This window comes from Simiduia sp., assembly GCF_058345725.1.
The window spans coordinates 69805-86805 of the sequence record NZ_JBTUOC010000028.1 but is presented as its reverse complement, the minus strand read 5'-3'; the positions used below and the strand labels follow the sequence as shown (position 1 = coordinate 86805).

The 17001-nt window shown below is 57.8% G+C and carries 16 protein-coding genes; 11 read left to right on the top strand and 5 right to left on the bottom strand.

The window, feature by feature from the left end; genetic code table 11:
- Position 1 precedes the first annotated feature (1 nt).
- From frr to rpsB, 4 genes are all read right to left on the bottom strand, one after another.
- Positions 2 to 559, bottom strand: coding sequence for a ribosome recycling factor (frr, locus tag ACW8F6_RS06670; protein WP_491575079.1), 558 nt, complete (start codon positions 557 to 559; stop codon positions 2 to 4).
- Positions 556 to 1302, bottom strand: a complete 747-nt coding sequence (pyrH, locus tag ACW8F6_RS06665) for a UMP kinase (protein ID WP_491575078.1) — start codon at positions 1300 to 1302, stop codon at positions 556 to 558. The genes frr and pyrH overlap by 4 nt, the downstream gene beginning before the upstream one ends.
- Positions 1303 to 1421: 119 nt before the next feature.
- Positions 1422 to 2297, bottom strand: a complete 876-nt coding sequence (gene tsf / locus ACW8F6_RS06660; protein WP_491575077.1) for a translation elongation factor Ts — start codon at positions 2295 to 2297, stop codon at positions 1422 to 1424.
- Between the two features lie 104 nt (positions 2298 to 2401).
- A complete protein-coding gene (gene rpsB, locus ACW8F6_RS06655; RefSeq protein ID WP_491575076.1) occupies positions 2402 to 3145 on the bottom strand; it encodes a 30S ribosomal protein S2 in 744 nt (247 codons plus the stop codon).
- Positions 3146 to 3455: 310 nt separating this feature from the next.
- Between rpsB and map the strand changes: the two genes are divergently transcribed.
- From map to nth, 4 genes are read left to right on the top strand one after another with little or no spacing between them, the layout of a single operon-like run.
- Positions 3456 to 4226 carry a type I methionyl aminopeptidase gene (map, locus tag ACW8F6_RS06650; protein ID WP_491575075.1) on the top strand — a complete coding sequence of 257 codons (771 nt, stop codon included), beginning with the start codon at positions 3456 to 3458 and terminating at the stop codon, positions 4224 to 4226.
- Positions 4227 to 6905, top strand: coding sequence for a [protein-PII] uridylyltransferase (locus ACW8F6_RS06645; RefSeq protein ID WP_491575074.1), 2679 nt, complete (start codon positions 4227 to 4229; stop codon positions 6903 to 6905).
- Positions 6906 to 6965: 60 nt separating this feature from the next.
- Positions 6966 to 8150 (top strand): succinyldiaminopimelate transaminase, encoded by a 1185-nt coding sequence (gene dapC, locus ACW8F6_RS06640; RefSeq protein WP_491575073.1) that lies wholly within the window; start codon positions 6966 to 6968, stop codon positions 8148 to 8150.
- A complete protein-coding gene (gene nth / locus ACW8F6_RS06635) occupies positions 8150 to 8812 on the top strand; it encodes an endonuclease III (RefSeq protein WP_491575072.1) in 663 nt (220 codons plus the stop codon). Before dapC ends, nth begins: the two co-directional genes overlap by 1 nt.
- Positions 8813 to 8822: 10 nt before the next feature.
- On the opposite strand, the gene ACW8F6_RS06630 is transcribed toward nth, so the two are convergent.
- Complete coding sequence (locus tag ACW8F6_RS06630; protein ID WP_491575071.1) at positions 8823 to 9242, bottom strand: hypothetical protein; 420 nt, start codon at positions 9240 to 9242, stop codon at positions 8823 to 8825.
- 296 nt (positions 9243 to 9538) lie between these two features.
- Here ACW8F6_RS06630 and ACW8F6_RS06625 point away from each other — a divergent pair, with 296 nt between their 5' ends.
- The 7 genes from ACW8F6_RS06625 to ACW8F6_RS06595 all read left to right on the top strand — a co-directional run bounded on the left by ACW8F6_RS06625 (position 9539) and on the right by ACW8F6_RS06595 (position 16962).
- Entirely contained in the window at positions 9539 to 9877 is a 339-nt protein-coding gene (locus ACW8F6_RS06625; protein ID WP_491575070.1) for an ArsC family reductase, read from the top strand.
- 50 nt (positions 9878 to 9927) lie between these two features.
- A complete protein-coding gene (gene dapD, locus ACW8F6_RS06620; protein ID WP_491575069.1) occupies positions 9928 to 10947 on the top strand; it encodes a 2,3,4,5-tetrahydropyridine-2,6-dicarboxylate N-succinyltransferase in 1020 nt (339 codons plus the stop codon).
- Positions 10948 to 11250: 303 nt separating this feature from the next.
- Positions 11251 to 12384: a succinyl-diaminopimelate desuccinylase gene (gene dapE, locus ACW8F6_RS06615; RefSeq protein WP_491575068.1), complete on the top strand. Its 1134-nt coding sequence runs from the start codon at positions 11251 to 11253 to the stop codon at positions 12382 to 12384.
- Positions 12385 to 12431: 47 nt separating this feature from the next.
- Positions 12432 to 12914 carry a cyclic pyranopterin monophosphate synthase MoaC gene (gene moaC / locus ACW8F6_RS06610; protein ID WP_491575067.1) on the top strand — a complete coding sequence of 161 codons (483 nt, stop codon included), beginning with the start codon at positions 12432 to 12434 and terminating at the stop codon, positions 12912 to 12914.
- Entirely contained in the window at positions 12911 to 13159 is a 249-nt protein-coding gene (moaD, locus tag ACW8F6_RS06605; RefSeq protein WP_491575066.1) for a molybdopterin converting factor subunit 1, read from the top strand. Before moaC ends, moaD begins: the two co-directional genes overlap by 4 nt.
- The gene (moaE, locus tag ACW8F6_RS06600) at positions 13156 to 13608 is read left to right on the top strand and encodes a molybdopterin synthase catalytic subunit MoaE (RefSeq protein WP_491575065.1); all 453 of its coding nucleotides are present in this window, start codon (positions 13156 to 13158) and stop codon (positions 13606 to 13608) included. The genes moaD and moaE overlap by 4 nt, the downstream gene beginning before the upstream one ends.
- Positions 13609 to 13986: 378 nt before the next feature.
- Positions 13987 to 16962 (top strand): TonB-dependent receptor, encoded by a 2976-nt coding sequence (locus tag ACW8F6_RS06595; protein WP_491575064.1) that lies wholly within the window; start codon positions 13987 to 13989, stop codon positions 16960 to 16962.
- Positions 16963 to 17001: the final 39 nt, after the last annotated feature.

Sequence of the window (17001 nt, the reverse complement as noted above, 5' to 3'; positions counted from 1 at the left end):
ATCAGATTGCCATCAGATCCTGCTCTTTCGCCGCCAATGCCTTGTCTACTTCAGCAACATATTTATCGGTGATTTTCTGGATTTCATCGGCGGCGCGACGCTCGTCGTCCTCGCCAATTTCCTTGTCATTCACCAAGCCTTTCACCTGAGCCAGGGCATCGCGACGCACGTTGCGAATTGACACGCGAGCGTTTTCCGCCTCGGCTTTGGCCTGCTTGGTGAAGCCCTTGCGGGTTTCTTCCGTCAGCGCAGGCATGGGCAGACGAATCACGCTACCGGCTGTGGAGGGGTTTAAACCTAAATCGGATTTCATAATGGCGCGCTCAATCTCGGGCACCAGGTTCGGCTCCCAAGGGCTCACCGACAGGGTGCGACCATCTTCCACCGAAATATTAGCAACCTGGCTCAGGGGTGTTTTAGAGCCGTAGTAATCGACCTGTATCGAATCCAGCAGGCTGGGGTGCGCGCGGCCAGTACGAATTTTATTGAAATTATTGCTGAGCGCCTCGATGGCTTTGTGCATGCGACTGTCGGCGTCTTTCTTAATATCTTCAATCATTTTTCTTCCCCGTTTTTACTTTCTTCTATGAGGGTACCTTCGTTATTGCCAACGGCAATGTTCAACAGCGCACCCGCTTTATTCATCCTAAATACACGTACCGGCATGTCGTGCTCGCGACACAGACATATGGCGGTCAAATCCATCACCTGTAACTTTTTGTCCAGCACCTCGTCGTAAGTCAGCTGGTCGTATTTGGTGGCACTAGAGTCCTTCATGGGATCTGCGGTGTAGACGCCGTCCACCTTAGTGGCCTTCAATACGATATCCGCTTCCACCTCGATACCGCGCAGGCAGGCGGCCGAGTCAGTGGTAAAGAAGGGATTACCAGTGCCGGCGGCGAAAATCACCACCTCGCCGCCCTTCAGGAAGCGAATGGCCCGGCGGCGGTCATAGTGCTCCACAATACCGCTCATGGGGATGGCCGACATCACCCGCGAGGAAATATTGCTGCGTTCGAGCGCATCGCGCATGGCCAGCGCATTCATCACAGTGGCCAACATACCCATGTGATCGCCCGTGACGCGATCCAGACCGGCGGCGCTCAAGGCCGCACCCCGAAACAGGTTGCCGCCGCCAATGACCAGACCGACCTGAACACCAATACCCACCAACTGGCCAATTTCCAGCGCCATCTTATCGAGCACTTTCGGGTCTATCCCGAAGCCCTCCTGACCCATCAGCTCTTCGCCGCTGAGCTTTAACAAGATGCGTTTGTACTTTTTGTCCCGACTACTGGCCATGGTCCGCTCCGCGCTCAAAAAATTCGTGGCAGTTTAACAGCAAAAAGAGGTTGGGCGCGACACCCAACCTCTTCTTTTACAACGCCCTCAGCCCTCGCGAACCAAGGGTTTCACAGGGATTAACCCTTGGAGGCTTGAACCTGCGCGGCAACTTCAGCAGCAAAGTCCACCTCGGCCTTTTCGATGCCCTCGCCCACTTCAAAACGGGTAAATGCAACTACTTCGGCACCGGCGTCTTTCACCAGCTTACCAACGGTCAGCTCGGGATTTTTAACGAATGCCTGCTCGGTCAAGCTCACTTCTTTCAGGAACTTGTTGATGCGACCGACCATCATCTTCTCGACAATCTCAGCGGGCTTGCCGGCCATATCTGGCTGGGCCTTGATGATGTCTTTTTCTTTCTCGACCACTTCGGGTGAAACCTGATCGGGATTAACCACCTGCGGGTTAACAGCAGCAACGTGCATAGACACATCTTTGGCCAACTCTACATTACCACCTTTCAGCTGGGTGATTACCGCAATACGGTTGTTTGAGTGAACATAGGCGCCCACGCAACCATCGGTGGCTTCAATGGCTACAATGCGGCGCACGCCGATGTTTTCGCCAATTTTCTGAACCAGCGCAGAGCGCGCGTCTTCCAACTCACCCGCCATCAATGCGGCAACGTCGGTTTGCTTGTCGGCGAATGCCTTGTCAACCACCTTGCCCACGAAGGCCAGGAAGTTTTCGTCGCGCGCAACAAAGTCAGTCTCGGAGTTAACTTCTACCAATACGCCAAAGCTGCCGTCGTCAGCAACCTTCACGGACACCACGCCATCGGCGGCAGTGCGGTCGGCTTTTTTAGCGGCTTTCAGACCAGAGGCCTTGCGCAGATTGTCGATGGCCAGCTCGATATCGCCCTCGGACTCAACCAGTGCTTTTTTGCACTCCATCATGCCCAAACCCGTGCGCTCGCGCAGCTCTTTAACCAGTGAAGCAGAGATAGCTGACATAAACCTATCCTCTTAATTTAATTGACTGTTCATGGGAAAAAGGGGGCCAAGCCCCCTTTTATTGGCGGCAGCCGGTGGGGCCGCCGCTGTGACAAGACGCCGAATTACTTGGCCGCAGCTTCGTTAGCTTCTACATACTCGTCTTTGTTTACTACAGCCGCACCACTGGCAGCGATGCCTTCCAGGCACGCATCGGCGGCAGCTGTCACGTACAACTTCACCGCGCGGATGGCGTCATCGTTACCGGGGATAACGAAGTCAACACCCTCTGGGTTGCTGTTGGTATCCACGATACCGAACACAGGGATACCCAGGTTGTTCGCTTCCTGAATCGCAATACGCTCGTGATCAACGTCGATCACAAACAGTGCGTCGGGCAGACCGCCCATATCCTTGATACCGCCAATAGAGTTGTCCAGCTTCTCCATCAGGCGCGTGCGCATCAGCGCTTCTTTTTTGGTCAGCTTGTCGAAGGTACCGTCTTGACTCTGGGCTTCCAGCTCGCGGAAACGCTTAATCGACTGGCGAATGGTTTTGTAGTTGGTCAGCATACCGCCCAACCAGCGGTGGCTAACAAAAGGCTGGCCAGCGCGCTGGGCCTGCTCTTTGATCACCTTCTGCGCTGCGCGCTTGGTACCCACAAACAGAATCTTCTTCTTTTGGGCAGCCATGGTCTTCAACGCGTCTAAGGCGTTATTGAAGGCCGGCACAGTGTGCTCGAGGTTGATGATGTGAATTTTGTTGCGGGCGCCAAAGATGTATTTACCCATCTTCGGGTTCCAGTAACGGGTTTGGTGGCCAAAGTGCACACCAGCCTGCAGCATTTCGCGCATGCTTACTTGAGACATAACATTTTCCTTTCGGGTTGAGCCTCCATGACCCCCACTGACCAACCCTCAAACCGCCATTCGGCAACCCCAAATGGAGCAACACCAGTAATTGCGCGGCTTTCAGGCACCCAGGCCAAGCGTGACGGACCATGTGTGACGTTAAGTTAATTCGCCAGATCGTTCCAGCGGCGCGCTTTATACCACACTGGCGCTCAAAGGCAAAGAAAAAGCCGTCCCAGAGAGCCTGCCGAGGCCCGCCAAAGTACGCTACAATGCCGCCCTTTGACCCACTAAGGGCAAGCCAAAGCAGTCAAGGAACCCCTACATCATGTCCGCAACCATCCGAACTCCCGACGAAATCGCCAAAATGCGGGTCGCAGGCCGCATGGCCGCCGAGTGCCTCGAGCTGATCGAACCCCACGTGGTGCCGGGCGTGACCACCGAGGAGCTGGACCGCATCATTCACGACCATATCGTGCATCAACAAAATGCCATCCCCGCCTGCTTGGGCTACAAGGGCTTTCCAAAATCCGTGTGCACCTCCGTCAACGAGGTTATCTGCCACGGCATCCCGTCGGAGAAGAAAGTCCTGAAGAAAGGCGACATCATCAATATCGATGTCACCGTGATTTACGATGGCTACTTTGGCGACACCAGTAAAATGTATTTTGTGGGCGAGGTACCCAGCCACGCCCAACGCCTGGTGCAGGTGACCCAGGAGTGCCTCTATAAGGCTATAGAGCTGGTTAAGCCCGGCTGCCGCCTGGGCGACATCGGCGCCATTATTCAGCAGCACGCGGAGAGCAACTACTACTCAGTGGTGCGGGAGTACTGCGGCCACGGCATAGGCGATGTGTTCCACGAGGACCCGCAAATCCTGCACTACGGCACCGCCGGCACCGGCATGGAGCTCAAAGAGGGCATGTGCTTCACCATTGAACCCATGATTAACGCCGGCAAGGCCGGCACCAAGCTACTGGGCGACGGCTGGACCGTCATCACCAAAGACCGGCGCCTGTCGGCCCAGTGGGAGCACACCCTGGCCGTGACCAAAGACGGCGTTGAAGTTCTCACCGCGCGCAAGGAAGAGTCCTTCTAAGTGAATACCACGCCCTACTTTGACCGCACCCCCTTTTTCTTTGATCAAAATCATTTTCGGGAGCGTTTACAAGAGGGCAAACCCATTGCCATCTTTAAAGATGCCCTGCACGCCGCCAAGGTCAACTTCGACCGGCGCTACCGCGAGGGCGAAGACATCCGCACGCTGGTGTACGAGCAGGCCCACTTTGTAGACCTAATGCTCCACTACGCCTGGCATCAGTTTCGGTGGACCGACGGCGTCTGCCTGATTGCAGTGGGTGGCTACGGGCGCGGGGAGCTGCACCCCGCCTCGGATATCGACCTGCTGCTATTACACGACGAGGGCGCCCACACCGACAACCTCGCCGCCATCGAGGGATTTTTTACCCTGTTGTGGGATATCGGCCTGGAGATAGGCCACAGCGTGCGCACCCTGCCGCAGTGCGTAGAGATTGCAAAAACCGACATCACCGTCGCCACCAACATCATGGAAAGCCGCGTACTGCAGGGGCAGGCGGATTTGCGCGAACAGCTGGTGGCGCAGACGGCGCCCGATAAAATCTGGGCACCGGCAGCTTTTTTTAAGGCCAAGTGGCAAGAGCAACAGGAGCGCCACGCCAAGTACGACAACTCGTCCAACAACCTTGAGCCCAATGTCAAAAACGCCCCCGGCGGGCTGCGCGACATTCAAATGATCGGCTGGGTGGCCAAGCGCTTTTTTAATGTGCGCACCATCCGCCAACTGGAGGGGCGCGGCTTTTTCACCGAGGAAGAATTCGCCATTTTGCTCACCGGCGAAGAGTTTTTGTGGCGCGTGCGCTACGGATTGCACATGCTCGCCAAGCGCGGTGAAGAGCGTTTGCTGTTCGATCACCAGCGCGAGCTGGCCGCCCTGTTCGGCTACAAGGATACGCCCGAGCGACTCGCCATCGAACAGTTCATGCACCGCTACTACCGCATTGTGCAAGCGCTACAAGAACTCAACGACGTGCTACTGCAATTTTTAAGCGAGGCCATCCTACAGGCGGGCCAGCAGCAAAATGTCGAACCCATCAACGCCCGCTTTCAATTGCGCAACGGTTTTATCGAGGCGGCCTACACCAAAGTCTTCGAGGAAGACCCGAGTGCACTGCTCGAAATATTTGTACTGATGGGACGCGACAAACGCATCCTGGGCGTTAGGGCTTCCACCATCCGGCTCATTCGCGAGTGCCGCCATTTGGTGGATGAATCCTTCCGTCAAGACCCGGACAACACGGCCCTGTTCATGGAACTCATGCGCTCGCCTTACAGCCTGGTACGGCAGCTTAAACGCATGAAGCGCTACGGCATTCTGGGCCGCTACCTGCCCGAGTTCGATAAAATCACCGGGCAAATGCAGCACGACTTGTTTCATATTTACACTGTCGACGAACACACGCTGCTGGTAATGAAAAACATGCGCCGATTCCGACTGCCGGCGGCGCAGGAAAAATATCCCGTGGCGCACCACATCATGAAGCGCCTGGCCAAACCCGAGCTGCTGTACATTGCCGGCCTTTACCACGACATTGCCAAGGGCCGCGGCGGCGACCACTCCATGCTCGGCAAGGTGGACGCCGAAGCCTTCTGTCAGCGCCACGGTCTGAGCGGGCGCGAAACGCGACTGGTGAGCTGGCTGGTAGAAATGCACCTGTTAATGTCGGCGGTGTCGCAAAAGCAAGACATCTCGGACCCGGACGTCATCCACAAATTTGCGCTGCTGGTTGGCGATCAGTTGCGGCTGGATTACCTGTACCTGCTGACGGTGGCGGACATCAACGGCACCAACCCAGATCTGTGGAATACCTGGCGCGCCAGCCTGATGCGCCAGTTGTATTTAGAAACCAAGCGCGCCCTGCGTCGCGGTTTGGAAAACCCCATCGACCGGCAAGAAATGATCGTGGAAACCCAGCAGGCCGCCATTCGCAAGCTGGAGGACAAAAATTTCTCCGAGACGCAAATTCGCCAACTGTGGGGCGACATGGGCGACGACTATTTCCTGCGCGAATCCCACCTGGATATCGCCTGGCACACAGAGGCCATCGCCTGCCATCGCAGCGACGAACCCCTGGTGCTTATTCGCCAGAGCCGGTTCAACGGCATGGAGGGGGCTACCCAGATTTTTGTGCGCACCAAAGATCGCAACAATGTCTTTGCCGCCGCCGCCAATGCACTATCGGGCCTGCACCTGGATATTCAGGACGCGCGCATTTACAGCTCGCCCGACGGCTACACCATCGACACATTTTTTGTGCTCGACGAAAACGGCGAACCCACGCACCAAGATCGCTTTGACACCATCCGCCGCTCGCTGCACGACGAACTGGCACTGGTTGACGAGTACCCCGACATTATCCAGCGCCGCACGCCGCGCGTGCTCAAACACTTTGCCATGCCCTCGCGCACCATGATCAGCAACGATCTGTTGGCGGCTGCCACGGTGCTCGAAGTAATCAGCCCCGATCGCCCGGGCCTGCTGGCCGCCATTGGTCGCGTATTCCTGAGTTTTGGCATTCAATTACAAAATGCCAAAATTGCGACACTGGGTGAGCGGGTGGAAGATATCTTTTTTATCACCGATCGCGACGGCCAACCACTGTCGGACCCGCAGCTGTGCGAAGCCCTGCAATCAAGTATCTGCAAAGCATTGGATGAAATTGTCGGCCAGCACAGTTAGCCCCAGACAACAAAAACAACATCGCCAAAGAGTCACATTCAAATCACATTAGAGTCACCCATGAATCCCGACTTATTAAAATTGCAGGCCTACCCCTTCGAGCGACTAGCCCAGCTCAAGCAGGGCGTCGCGCCGGCGCCACTGCCGCACATCCCATTGAGTATTGGCGAGCCCAAGCACCCGCCACCGGCCTTCGCCCTGCAAGTACTCACCGACAACCTGGCGAGGCTGGCCAATTACCCGGCCACCAAGGGTCTGCCCGAACTGCGACAGGCCATAGCACACTGGCTCACTCAGCGATTTGAGCTAAGTGGGGTCGACCCAGAGACGCAGGTGTTGCCCGTCAACGGTACGCGCGAGGCACTGTTTGCCTTCGTGCAGGCGGTGATCGACCGCGCCAAGCCGGCACTCGTCGTAAGCCCCAACCCGTTTTACCAAATTTATGAAGGCGCGGCCTTTTTGGCCGGTGCCGGCATCCACTTTTTAAATTGCGACGCCGACAATCGCTACCTGCCCGACTACGACGCCGTGCCACCGGAAGTTTGGCAGCAGTGCCAAGTGCTTTTTGTATGCAGCCCTGGCAATCCCACCGGCGCAGTTACCACCGTAGCCATGTACCAAAAGCTCATTGCACTGGCCGATCAATACGATTTTATTATCGCCAGCGACGAATGCTATTCGGAGCTGTATTTTGATGCGCCGCCGCCTGGCTTGCTGCAGGCGTGCGAATTGATGGGGCGCACCGACTACCACCGCTGCGTGGTATTTCACTCGCTGTCAAAGCGCTCAAACCTGCCGGGATTGCGCTCGGGTTTTGTGGCCGGCGATGCCGACGTGTTGCGCCCATTTTTGCTCTACCGCACCTACCACGGCTGTGCCATGGCCGTGCCCCAGCAGTTGGCCTCGGTGGCCGCTTGGCAGGACGAAGCACACGTGATCGACAACCGCCGGCGCTACGCCGAAAAGTTTGACGCTGTACTCGATACACTGGGTGGCTGCTTAGACGTAACCAAACCAGAAGCCAGCTTTTACCTGTGGCCCAAGGTGACAATGACAGACACAGAATTTGCACGCGCGCTCTTTGCCGCGCAAAACATCACCGTCCTGCCCGGCACCTTCATTGCGCGCGACACCGAGCGAGGCAATCCCGGCGCGCACCATGTGCGCATTGCACTGGTGGCCGAACTCGACGAGTGCGTGAGCGCGGCGCGGCGTATCAAACAATTTGTCACAGCAGGCAGTTAATGAGCAGTCCGAAAAAAGCCGAGCGGGTTGAAAAAATTTTAACGGAACTCGAACGTCTATACCCCGAAACACCGGTGCCGCTCGACCACAAAGACCCCTACACCTTGCTGGTGGCGGTACTGCTGTCGGCCCAGTGCACCGATGAGCGCGTCAACCAGGTTACCCCAGCACTTTGGGCGCTGGCCGATAATCCCTTCGACATGATGCAGGTACCGGTGGAGGCCATTAAAGCCGTGATTCGCCCCTGCGGCTTGTCACCCAAAAAATCCCAGGCCATCTCTGAGCTTTCGCGCATATTGGTGGAAAAATACCAGGGTCAGGTACCCAGAGAGATGGCGCTGCTTGAAGAATTGCCGGGCGTGGGGCACAAAACTGCAAGCGTGGTGGTGGCACAGGCCTTTGGCGTACCTGCCTTTCCCGTCGACACCCACATTCACCGTTTAGCGCAACGCTGGGGGCTCACCAATGGTAAAAATGTTGTGCAAACGGAAAAGGATTTAAAGCGGCTATTCCCCAAGGACAAGTGGAACAAATTGCACCTGCAAATTATCTTCTATGGGCGCGAATACTGTACGGCGCGCGGCTGCGACGGCACCGTGTGTCCACTCTGCCGCTGGTGCTACCCCAACCGCAAACGCCCAAAAATTGTCGCCAAGGCGTGATTCGCTACCCTTAGCGCCTGGCAAAACCATTGCTCACGTCGCGCGCGGCAAAGGGGTTGCGCCGAGCCGGCGCCGGCGCAACCACCTCCTCCAGCGGCGACAGCGACAAGCGATCGGCATCGAGCGAGGACTCCAAAAAAGAGGGCGTGTGGCGCTCGGCCAGCTCGCCATCCAATCTGACCGCTTGGCAGCATTCAATTCGACACTGCGCACCCATGCGCTGTAACTGGACGCACAAATGCCGCGCCCGCGCCTCCGTCAACCCCGCCTTCAAGGTCACCAATCGCCCGCTAAAGAAATAGCGCAAGCGCGCCAAATCGCTCACTTTAAATTGCTGCGCAAATCGCTTAGCCAATAGATTGCGCGAGACACCCGCCTGCGGCTGCCCCCAGAAAACTACCTTAAACTGCCCTAAGTCACTCATAGTCATGCATTCACGTCCTGTGAAACCTCTGTCTTCACTTGCCGGCATGCCCCAGCGGGCGCCGGCTCAAATCTGTACCGCCCGCGACGGTGCGCAGGCGCACTTGTACGCCTTGCTTTAGTGTAAGTAAAGGATTGAGGCGCCATTAGACCAAAGAGTGTTAACAATGGCCCAATTGGTTATTTACTTAGTCTGTTTCGTGCTTAAAACCACCCACAGGCGCCCGCCCTTGTCATGCAGCCTGCCGCTATCTCTGGTATCCTTGCCGCCCTCAATGGACCACCAACTCATACTAAATTGCGATGATTACCCTGTACGGCATTAAAAATTGCGACACTGTGAAGAAAGCCCGCAAGTGGCTAGACAGCCAAGGTATCGAATACACCTTCCACGATTTCCGCGCCGACGGCCTGTCCGAGAGCCAGACCCGCGCCTGGCACGAGGAGCTGGGCGATGCGCTGCTGAACAAACGCAGCACCACCTGGAAGCAATTGAGTGCCGATGCGCAAGCTCAGGCCCAACAGGCACCAGCGGCGCTGCTCGCGCAGCACCCCACGCTCATCAAACGCCCTCTGCTGGACACGGGACACACCCGCCGCGTGGGCTTTAACGCCGACGAATACGCGCAGCTACTGGGTTAATTAATACTCCGTATTGCACAACTTATTTCGCTAACTTTGCAGGTAGAACCATGTCTTTATACGCATTAGGGCTGGGTGTAGGCACCCAGAACAGCCAGGGCCAGTGGCTCGAAGTTTTTTACCCGGCACCGCGCCTGAACCCCTCGAGCACTCTGTGCGATGCGCTACTCCAGAACTTTGGCAGCGCCGGCAGCCACGCCATGAGCGGCGCCCAGGCTGCAAGCCTGGCCGATAAGCTGACCGCCGCCGATGCCGAGCTGGCCGGTACACTCAAAACACTGAGTCGCGCCGAGCGCCCGCTAGTGGCAGTGTTGCTGGCAGAAGACGCGGCACCCGCCGACGTGCCCGCAGCCTACTTAAAGCTGCACTTGCTGTCGCATCGCTTGATTAAGCCACACGGGACCAAACTCGATGGCATGTTCGGCGTTCTGCCCAATGTGGCCTGGACCAACGAGGGTGCCATCGACTTGGCCGAGCTGCCCGCGCGCCAGCTGCAGGCCCGCTGCGAAGGCCGCCTGCTGGATGTGGCCTGCGTCGACAAGTTCCCCAAAATGACCAACTACGTGGTACCTAAGGGCGTGCGCATCGCTCACACAGCACGCGTGCGTTTGGGCGCCTACCTGGGCGAGGGCACCACCATCATGCACGAGGGCTTTGTGAACTTTAATGCCGGCACCGAGGGGCCCGGCATGATTGAGGGGCGCATCTCGGCGGGCGTTTTTGTGGGCGCTGGCTCCGATCTGGGCGGCGGCTGCTCCACCATGGGCACCCTGTCTGGCGGCGGCAACATTGTGATTTCTGTGGGCGACAACTGCCTGTTGGGCGCCAACGCCGGTATTGGTATTCCGCTGGGTGATCGCTGCATTGTGGAGGCGGGGCTGTATATTACCGCAGGCACTAAAGTGCGCTTGCTCGACGATCAAGGCGAACTGGTACAGGAAACCAAGGCCCGCGATCTGGCTGGCCAAAGCGATTTGCTGTTTCGCCGCAACTCGCTCACCGGCGCCATCGAATGCAAGACCAACAAAACCGCTATCGCGCTGAACCAGGCGCTGCACGCTAACAACTGAGCAGGCTGAGGGCAATATTAAGGGCGCCACAGGCGGAAACCCGGGTACGGCACCCGGAACCGCCAGGCCAGCGGTAAGCACTGCTGGGATGCGCCGTAAATACCCTGCGGGACCGGCCACCCGAGCAACGGGCGGCGTACGGCGGCGCGCGATGTAATGGTTCGCAAATGCTGCCTCACCCCTGTCGGCTCGGGACGGCGTGCGTGCCGCCTCGAGCTACTGGGAAGTATATATGCGTGTCCTGACCGAGTGAGTACCCTGGCCCGGCACCCAAATTAAACAAATGACGAACCGGAATTTCCCATGACTTCACCTACTCTACAATTGGCCTGCGCCCTGATTGCCCGCCCCTCCGTCACGCCCCGCGATGAAGGCTGCCAGGAGATGATGATTGCACGCCTAGAAGCCATTGGCTTTCAGGTTGAGCGCTTGCGTTTTGGTGAGGTCGATAATTTCTGGGCCGAGCGCGGCGAGTCCGGCACCCTGCTGGCCTTCGCTGGCCACACAGACGTGGTACCCACCGGCCCCGCCGAACAGTGGCGCTTCCCGCCCTTCGAGCCCACGGTGCACGAGGGCATGCTCTACGGCCGTGGCGCCGCCGACATGAAAGGCAGCCTGGCGGCTATGGTCACGGCTTGCGAAGATTTCGTAGCAACACACCCCGATCACCCGGGCCGCATCGGCTTTTTAATCACCAGCGACGAAGAGGGCCCCGCCGTAGACGGCACGGTGAAAGTGGTCGAGTGGCTGCAAGCCAACCAAAAAAAGATTGACTGCTGCCTGGTGGGCGAGCCCTCCAGCACCCACCAGGTGGGCGACGTCATCAAAAACGGCCGGCGCGGCTCGCTGGGTGCCAAATTGATTGTGAAAGGTGTACAAGGCCACGTGGCCTATCCGCATCTGGCCGACAACCCCATTCACGCCCTGGCGCCCGCACTGACCGAATTGGCGGCGGAAATGTGGGACGGCGGCAATGAGTTCTTCCCCGCCACCAGCTTTCAAGTGTCCAATATTAACGGCGGCACGGGTGCCACCAACGTGATCCCTGGCGATGTGCAAGTGCTTTTCAATTTTCGCTTCTCGACCGAGGTAACCGAGGCCATTCTGCGCGAGCGCACGGAAGCCATTCTGAAAAAGCACGGCCTGAACTACGCCGTCGAGTGGAATCTGTCGGGCCAGCCCTTCCTCACCCGCCAGGGCGAATTGGTAGACGCCATCGTGGGCGCCATCGAAGACGTGGAGGGCCGGCAGACAGAGCTATCCACCGCCGGCGGCACCAGCGACGGACGTTTTATCGCCCCCACTGGCTCCCAAGTGGTGGAACTGGGCCCAGTCAACGCCACCATTCATAAAGTAAACGAATGCGTCAGCGTGGCCGACCTGGACAAACTGCACCGTATTTACCTGCGCACCCTGGAGCGATTGCTGCTCGGCTAGTGCGCAGTGTTTGATATTATGGAAGCTTACTGTGACGGGAGACTCGCGTGTCTGATTTAACGCACCTTAATGCCCGGGGCGAGGCGCACATGGTAGATGTGGGCGCCAAGGCTACCACTCAGCGGGAGGCACGCGCCGAGGCCTATGTGTATATGCAGCCGGACACCCTGGCGCTGATAGCGCGCGGGGATCACAAAAAAGGCGACGTCTTTGCCGTCGCGCGCATCGCCGGCATTCAGGCCGCCAAAAAGTGTGCCGACTTGATCCCCCTCTGCCACCCGCTGTTGCTGACCCATATCCACGTGGCATTGGAACTCGAGCCGGCGCACCAGCGCGTGCGTATTGAAAGTTGCTGCCGCCTGGCCGGTCAAACCGGTGTGGAAATGGAAGCCTTAACTGCCGCATCGGTGGCGGCGCTCACCCTCTACGACATGTGTAAAGCCGTGGACAAAGACATGGTCATCTCCGGCACTCGGGTACTGGAAAAGTCTGGCGGCAAAAGTGGCCACTACCGGGCGGAGGCGCCGTGATCACAATTAAATTTTTCGCGCGCCTGCGCGACCAACTCAAGACAGACGAGCTGCAACTGACGGTAGAGAATCTGCACTCCACCCAGGATGTGGTCGCGCACCTAGTCGCCCTGCACCCCCACTGGCAGGCTCCACTTACCGACACTCAACTGCTGGTGGCCGTCAATCAAACCATGGCCCAACCGGGCAGCCCGGTGGCCGACGGCGATGAAGTGGCATTTTTCCCTCCGGTGACCGGCGGATGAATCATCGCGTGGCCGTGCAAACGGGCGATTTCGATCAGGCCGCACTTTATCGGGAGCTGCAGCAGGACTGCCCCGGCATTGGCGCCATAGTGACCTTTACCGGACTGGTGCGCGACCTCAACCTGGGCGACAGCGTGGGCGGCTTGTTTCTCGAGCACTACCCAGGCATGACCGAAAAATCGCTCACCACCATTGTCGAGGAAGCGGCGCAGCGCTGGCCCATTGCGCGCTGCCTGCTCGTGCACCGCGTCGGCCAGCTCAACCCCGCCGACCAGATTGTCTACGTAGGCGTCAATGCCGCGCACCGGGGCGATGCCTTTGATGCCTGCGCGTTCATAATGGATTACCTGAAAACACGTGCGCCCTTCTGGAAGCGCGAGTCCACCGCCCAAGGCGAACGCTGGGTGGAAGCCCGCACCTCTGATCAGGACGCCGCTAAGCGCTGGTAGCGTCCAAGCTAGAGCTGGCGTCGCAGGTTCTCGCTCGGGAAATTCCGCAAACCTGGCCTATGCACAGTTTTATCGTCACAACCGAACCTCAAGCAATGATTAACCCAATTGGTTAACATTTTTAATACAATAAACTAATTTTTTCGTAAAAATACGTTATAACACTACGCTAGCAGCCGTAAATATTTAACTTATATTCATATTGAACATAAGTCGATCGTATAATATAGTGGCTTAAGGTCAGAAATACTTTAAGGTATCTGCTGACCTGTTCCGCGCTGTGTATTTAGGGCTGAGACCTACGGCCGGTTCAGGACTGCCGCAGCCAATTGCGCTGTGGCCACAAAAATAATTACGCCCACTTCAAGAGGGGAAAGCATGAGCAACGCAAAAACGCATTTTCAAAAATCACTGCTGGCATCCAGTATCGCCGCCTGTATGCTTGGTGGCGGCAACTTTGCCCTAGCCCAATCGGGTGCCGATGGCATAGAAGAAGTTGTCGTGACCGGGATTCGCAAAGCGCAGGAAGACTCGGTCAGCTTAAAACGCGACGCCGCCCAAGTGGTCGACGGTATTTCCGCAGAGGACATCGGTAAACTGCCCGACGTCACCATCGCCGATTCACTGCAGCGCATTCCCGGTGTAGCGATAGAGCGATCCGCGGGCGAAGGCTCTAAAGTCAGCTTGCGAGGCTCGCCACAAGTGGGCTCTCAACTCAATGGCGAAGCCTTCATGAGCGCCGGCTCCATCACCACCGTGCAGCCATCCTTTGGCGATTTACCGTCCCAGCTGTTCAAGGGCGCCGAGGTCTATAAAACGGCCACGGCCAACCAGCTCAACGCCGGTATCAGCGGCACCATTAATTTGAAAACCCGTCGCCCCTTCGAATTTGACGACGGCATAACTGCCGCCGGCAGTGTTGAAGTACAGCGCGGCCAGGAAACCCAGGAAAACGACCCCGTCGCCAGTGGCTTAGTGAACTGGAAAAACGACACAGTGGGCGTCATGGTCAGTGGCTCCTATGCCAACACCAATCTGGCCAACTACTACAACGGTTTTAACACCGGCAATCCCACCGGCGATGCGGGCTGGGTCAACGGTGTGAACGACTGGGGCGGCAGCCAGCCCAACAACTACATTTCGCCCCAGGGCTTTGCCGCGTGGAACCAGGTCACCGAGCGCGAACGCGCAGGCCTGAATGGCTCTTTCCAGGCGGATTTGGGCGAGGGCTTCCAGTTTACCGCCGATGCCTTCTACACTCAGCAAGACGAATACAACCGCAAAGTGGGTATGAGTGTCACCAACAAGTGGCAGGGGCTCGAGTGGTTTAATGATGTCCAGGGTCGCGAAACCGGCGTGGTCACCGGTGGTAGAGAGTGGCTGGCCGTGCAGCGTTGGGACATGAACCCCAAGCGCCTCAAGTCCTTCACCCAAAACGACAGCTACCTGAATGAATCGACCAACGTCAACCTGCAGCTCGACTACGACAACGGCGGCAAGCTGACCGGCTCGGCGCGCTTTGTCACCGGTGAAGCCAGCAGCAAGCGCCGGCACGGGTACAACGAGGGCGACCTGACCGACGGTACCAGCACTGGCATCAACCCCTTCTACCCCAGCGAGCACTGCGCAGGTCAAACGGTGGTCGGCGATCTGGGCGGTTGCTACGCATCACCCAATCCGCTGGGTTATAGCGAAAACCCACAACTGGTGCTGGACACCTCCGGCTCGCACGGCCACTGGAGCGGCTTCGACAATGGCCTCGCCGGCGGCCTGAGTCCGAGTGCCACTATTGCCGACTATATGAGCAATCTCGGCAGTTATAACATCGGCGCCTTCTCCTCCGAGAATAACGCCGACAGCGAGGCAGACTTTAATGCATTCCGTGTAGACGGAAGCTACGAGTTGGACGACGGCAATTTCTTTACCAGTGTGGATATCGGCGTGCGCACCTCCAGCCGCTCCATCGAAGAAACCCGCTACCACCTGTTCTCGCCCTTCTACGCCGGTAAAACCAACATCGACGGCGACGTGAATGCCGAGGGTTGCGGGGTTCAGTGGAAAGCCACTGACGTGGTCTTGGGCAACGAAAGCGGTTGTACCGCCGGCGAAATGGTCAACGGTGAATTTGTGGGCTACACGGCTCTGCCGCCCACGGCCCTGGATGCCTACAATAACGTGAGCTTTATCACAGACTTTGGCCCGGTCACCGGCATTCCCGGCGTATGGGCAGTGAACCCGGAAGACTACGACGACCCAGAAGCTTTCCACCGCCGAGTCTTCGGCTCAGTGTCTAAGGCCATCATTCCCGGCACCTCGTACGCCGTCGATCTGCGCGAAGACAGTTTCTACCTGCAAGGTAATTTTGAGCGTGGCATTCTCTCCGGTAACCTCGGCTTGCGCGTGATTGAAACCACGCTCAACGTGAAGCAAAACGTGGCCGGCGATGTTATTCCCTACGGCAACACCAACATTGACGCCGGCGATCAGGTCACCAAGACGTCCTTCCGCGACGTATTGCCGAGCCTGAACATGGCCTTTGCGGTCACCGACGACGTGGTGGTGCGCGCAGCCTACGCGAAAAACATGACGCCGCTGGATCTGAATCAATGGGGTGACGGCCTGTCGGTGCAAACGTCGCTGGACGCCGACACGGGCAAGTTTGTGGTTAACAACGCCTCGCTCGGCGGCAACCCGAACCTGAAACCCTGGCGCTCGCAAAACTACGATTTGTCGGCCGAGTGGTACGCCGGTGAAGCCTCGATGATGTCCGCGGCCCTGTTCCGCATCGACATCAGCAGCTTTATCTCCAACGGCACCGTGCCCATGGACTTTGACGACGGCAAAGGCGGCATGCGCACCATTCAGGTGGGGGCACCTGTGCAAGGTAAAGGCGGGACCATTCAAGGTCTGGAGCTCGGCGGTAAATTTGCGTTCTCCGATTTCACCGACGGCTTCATCAGCGGCTTCGGTATTGACGCCAACTACACCTACGCCCCTTCGACCCAGGAGCAAACCGATATCGAAGGCGAGAAATTGCCCTTCGAGCAAAACTCCAAACACCAGTACAACCTGGTGGGCTGGTATGAAGCGCACGGCTTCCAAGCGCGGATTGCCTACAACTACCGCTCCGAGCGCCTGGACGCACGCCAGGGCGATTTTGGCATCTACCAGGATGGTATTGCCTTCGTCGATCTGTCTGCTAGCTACGACATCAACGACGATTTCACTGTGTATCTGAACGGCTCCAACATCACCGGCGCCTACGAAGATTACTACATGCAGTGGGAAGACCAGTACGCCTTCCAGAACTACTACGAGCCACGTTACACCCTGGGATTGCGCGCACGTTTCTAACCGTGGCGCACCACTAGGTTAGCCTTACGGCCGCCACAG

Coding starts and splice junctions, on each gene's coding strand:
- ACW8F6_RS06630 (WP_491575071.1), bottom strand. CDS start 9,242: ATGACTATGAGTGACTTAGGGCAGTTTAAGGTAGTTTTCTGGGGGCAG.
- nth (WP_491575072.1), top strand. CDS start 8,150: ATGAGCAGTCCGAAAAAAGCCGAGCGGGTTGAAAAAATTTTAACGGAA.
- dapE (WP_491575068.1), top strand. CDS start 11,251: ATGACTTCACCTACTCTACAATTGGCCTGCGCCCTGATTGCCCGCCCC.
- pyrH (WP_491575078.1), bottom strand. CDS start 1,302: ATGGCCAGTAGTCGGGACAAAAAGTACAAACGCATCTTGTTAAAGCTC.
- map (WP_491575075.1), top strand. CDS start 3,456: ATGTCCGCAACCATCCGAACTCCCGACGAAATCGCCAAAATGCGGGTC.
- ACW8F6_RS06625 (WP_491575070.1), top strand. CDS start 9,539: ATGATTACCCTGTACGGCATTAAAAATTGCGACACTGTGAAGAAAGCC.
- frr (WP_491575079.1), bottom strand. CDS start 559: ATGATTGAAGATATTAAGAAAGACGCCGACAGTCGCATGCACAAAGCC.
- tsf (WP_491575077.1), bottom strand. CDS start 2,297: ATGTCAGCTATCTCTGCTTCACTGGTTAAAGAGCTGCGCGAGCGCACG.
- ACW8F6_RS06595 (WP_491575064.1), top strand. CDS start 13,987: ATGAGCAACGCAAAAACGCATTTTCAAAAATCACTGCTGGCATCCAGT.
- dapD (WP_491575069.1), top strand. CDS start 9,928: ATGTCTTTATACGCATTAGGGCTGGGTGTAGGCACCCAGAACAGCCAG.
- rpsB (WP_491575076.1), bottom strand. CDS start 3,145: ATGTCTCAAGTAAGCATGCGCGAAATGCTGCAGGCTGGTGTGCACTTT.
- moaE (WP_491575065.1), top strand. CDS start 13,156: ATGAATCATCGCGTGGCCGTGCAAACGGGCGATTTCGATCAGGCCGCA.
- dapC (WP_491575073.1), top strand. CDS start 6,966: ATGAATCCCGACTTATTAAAATTGCAGGCCTACCCCTTCGAGCGACTA.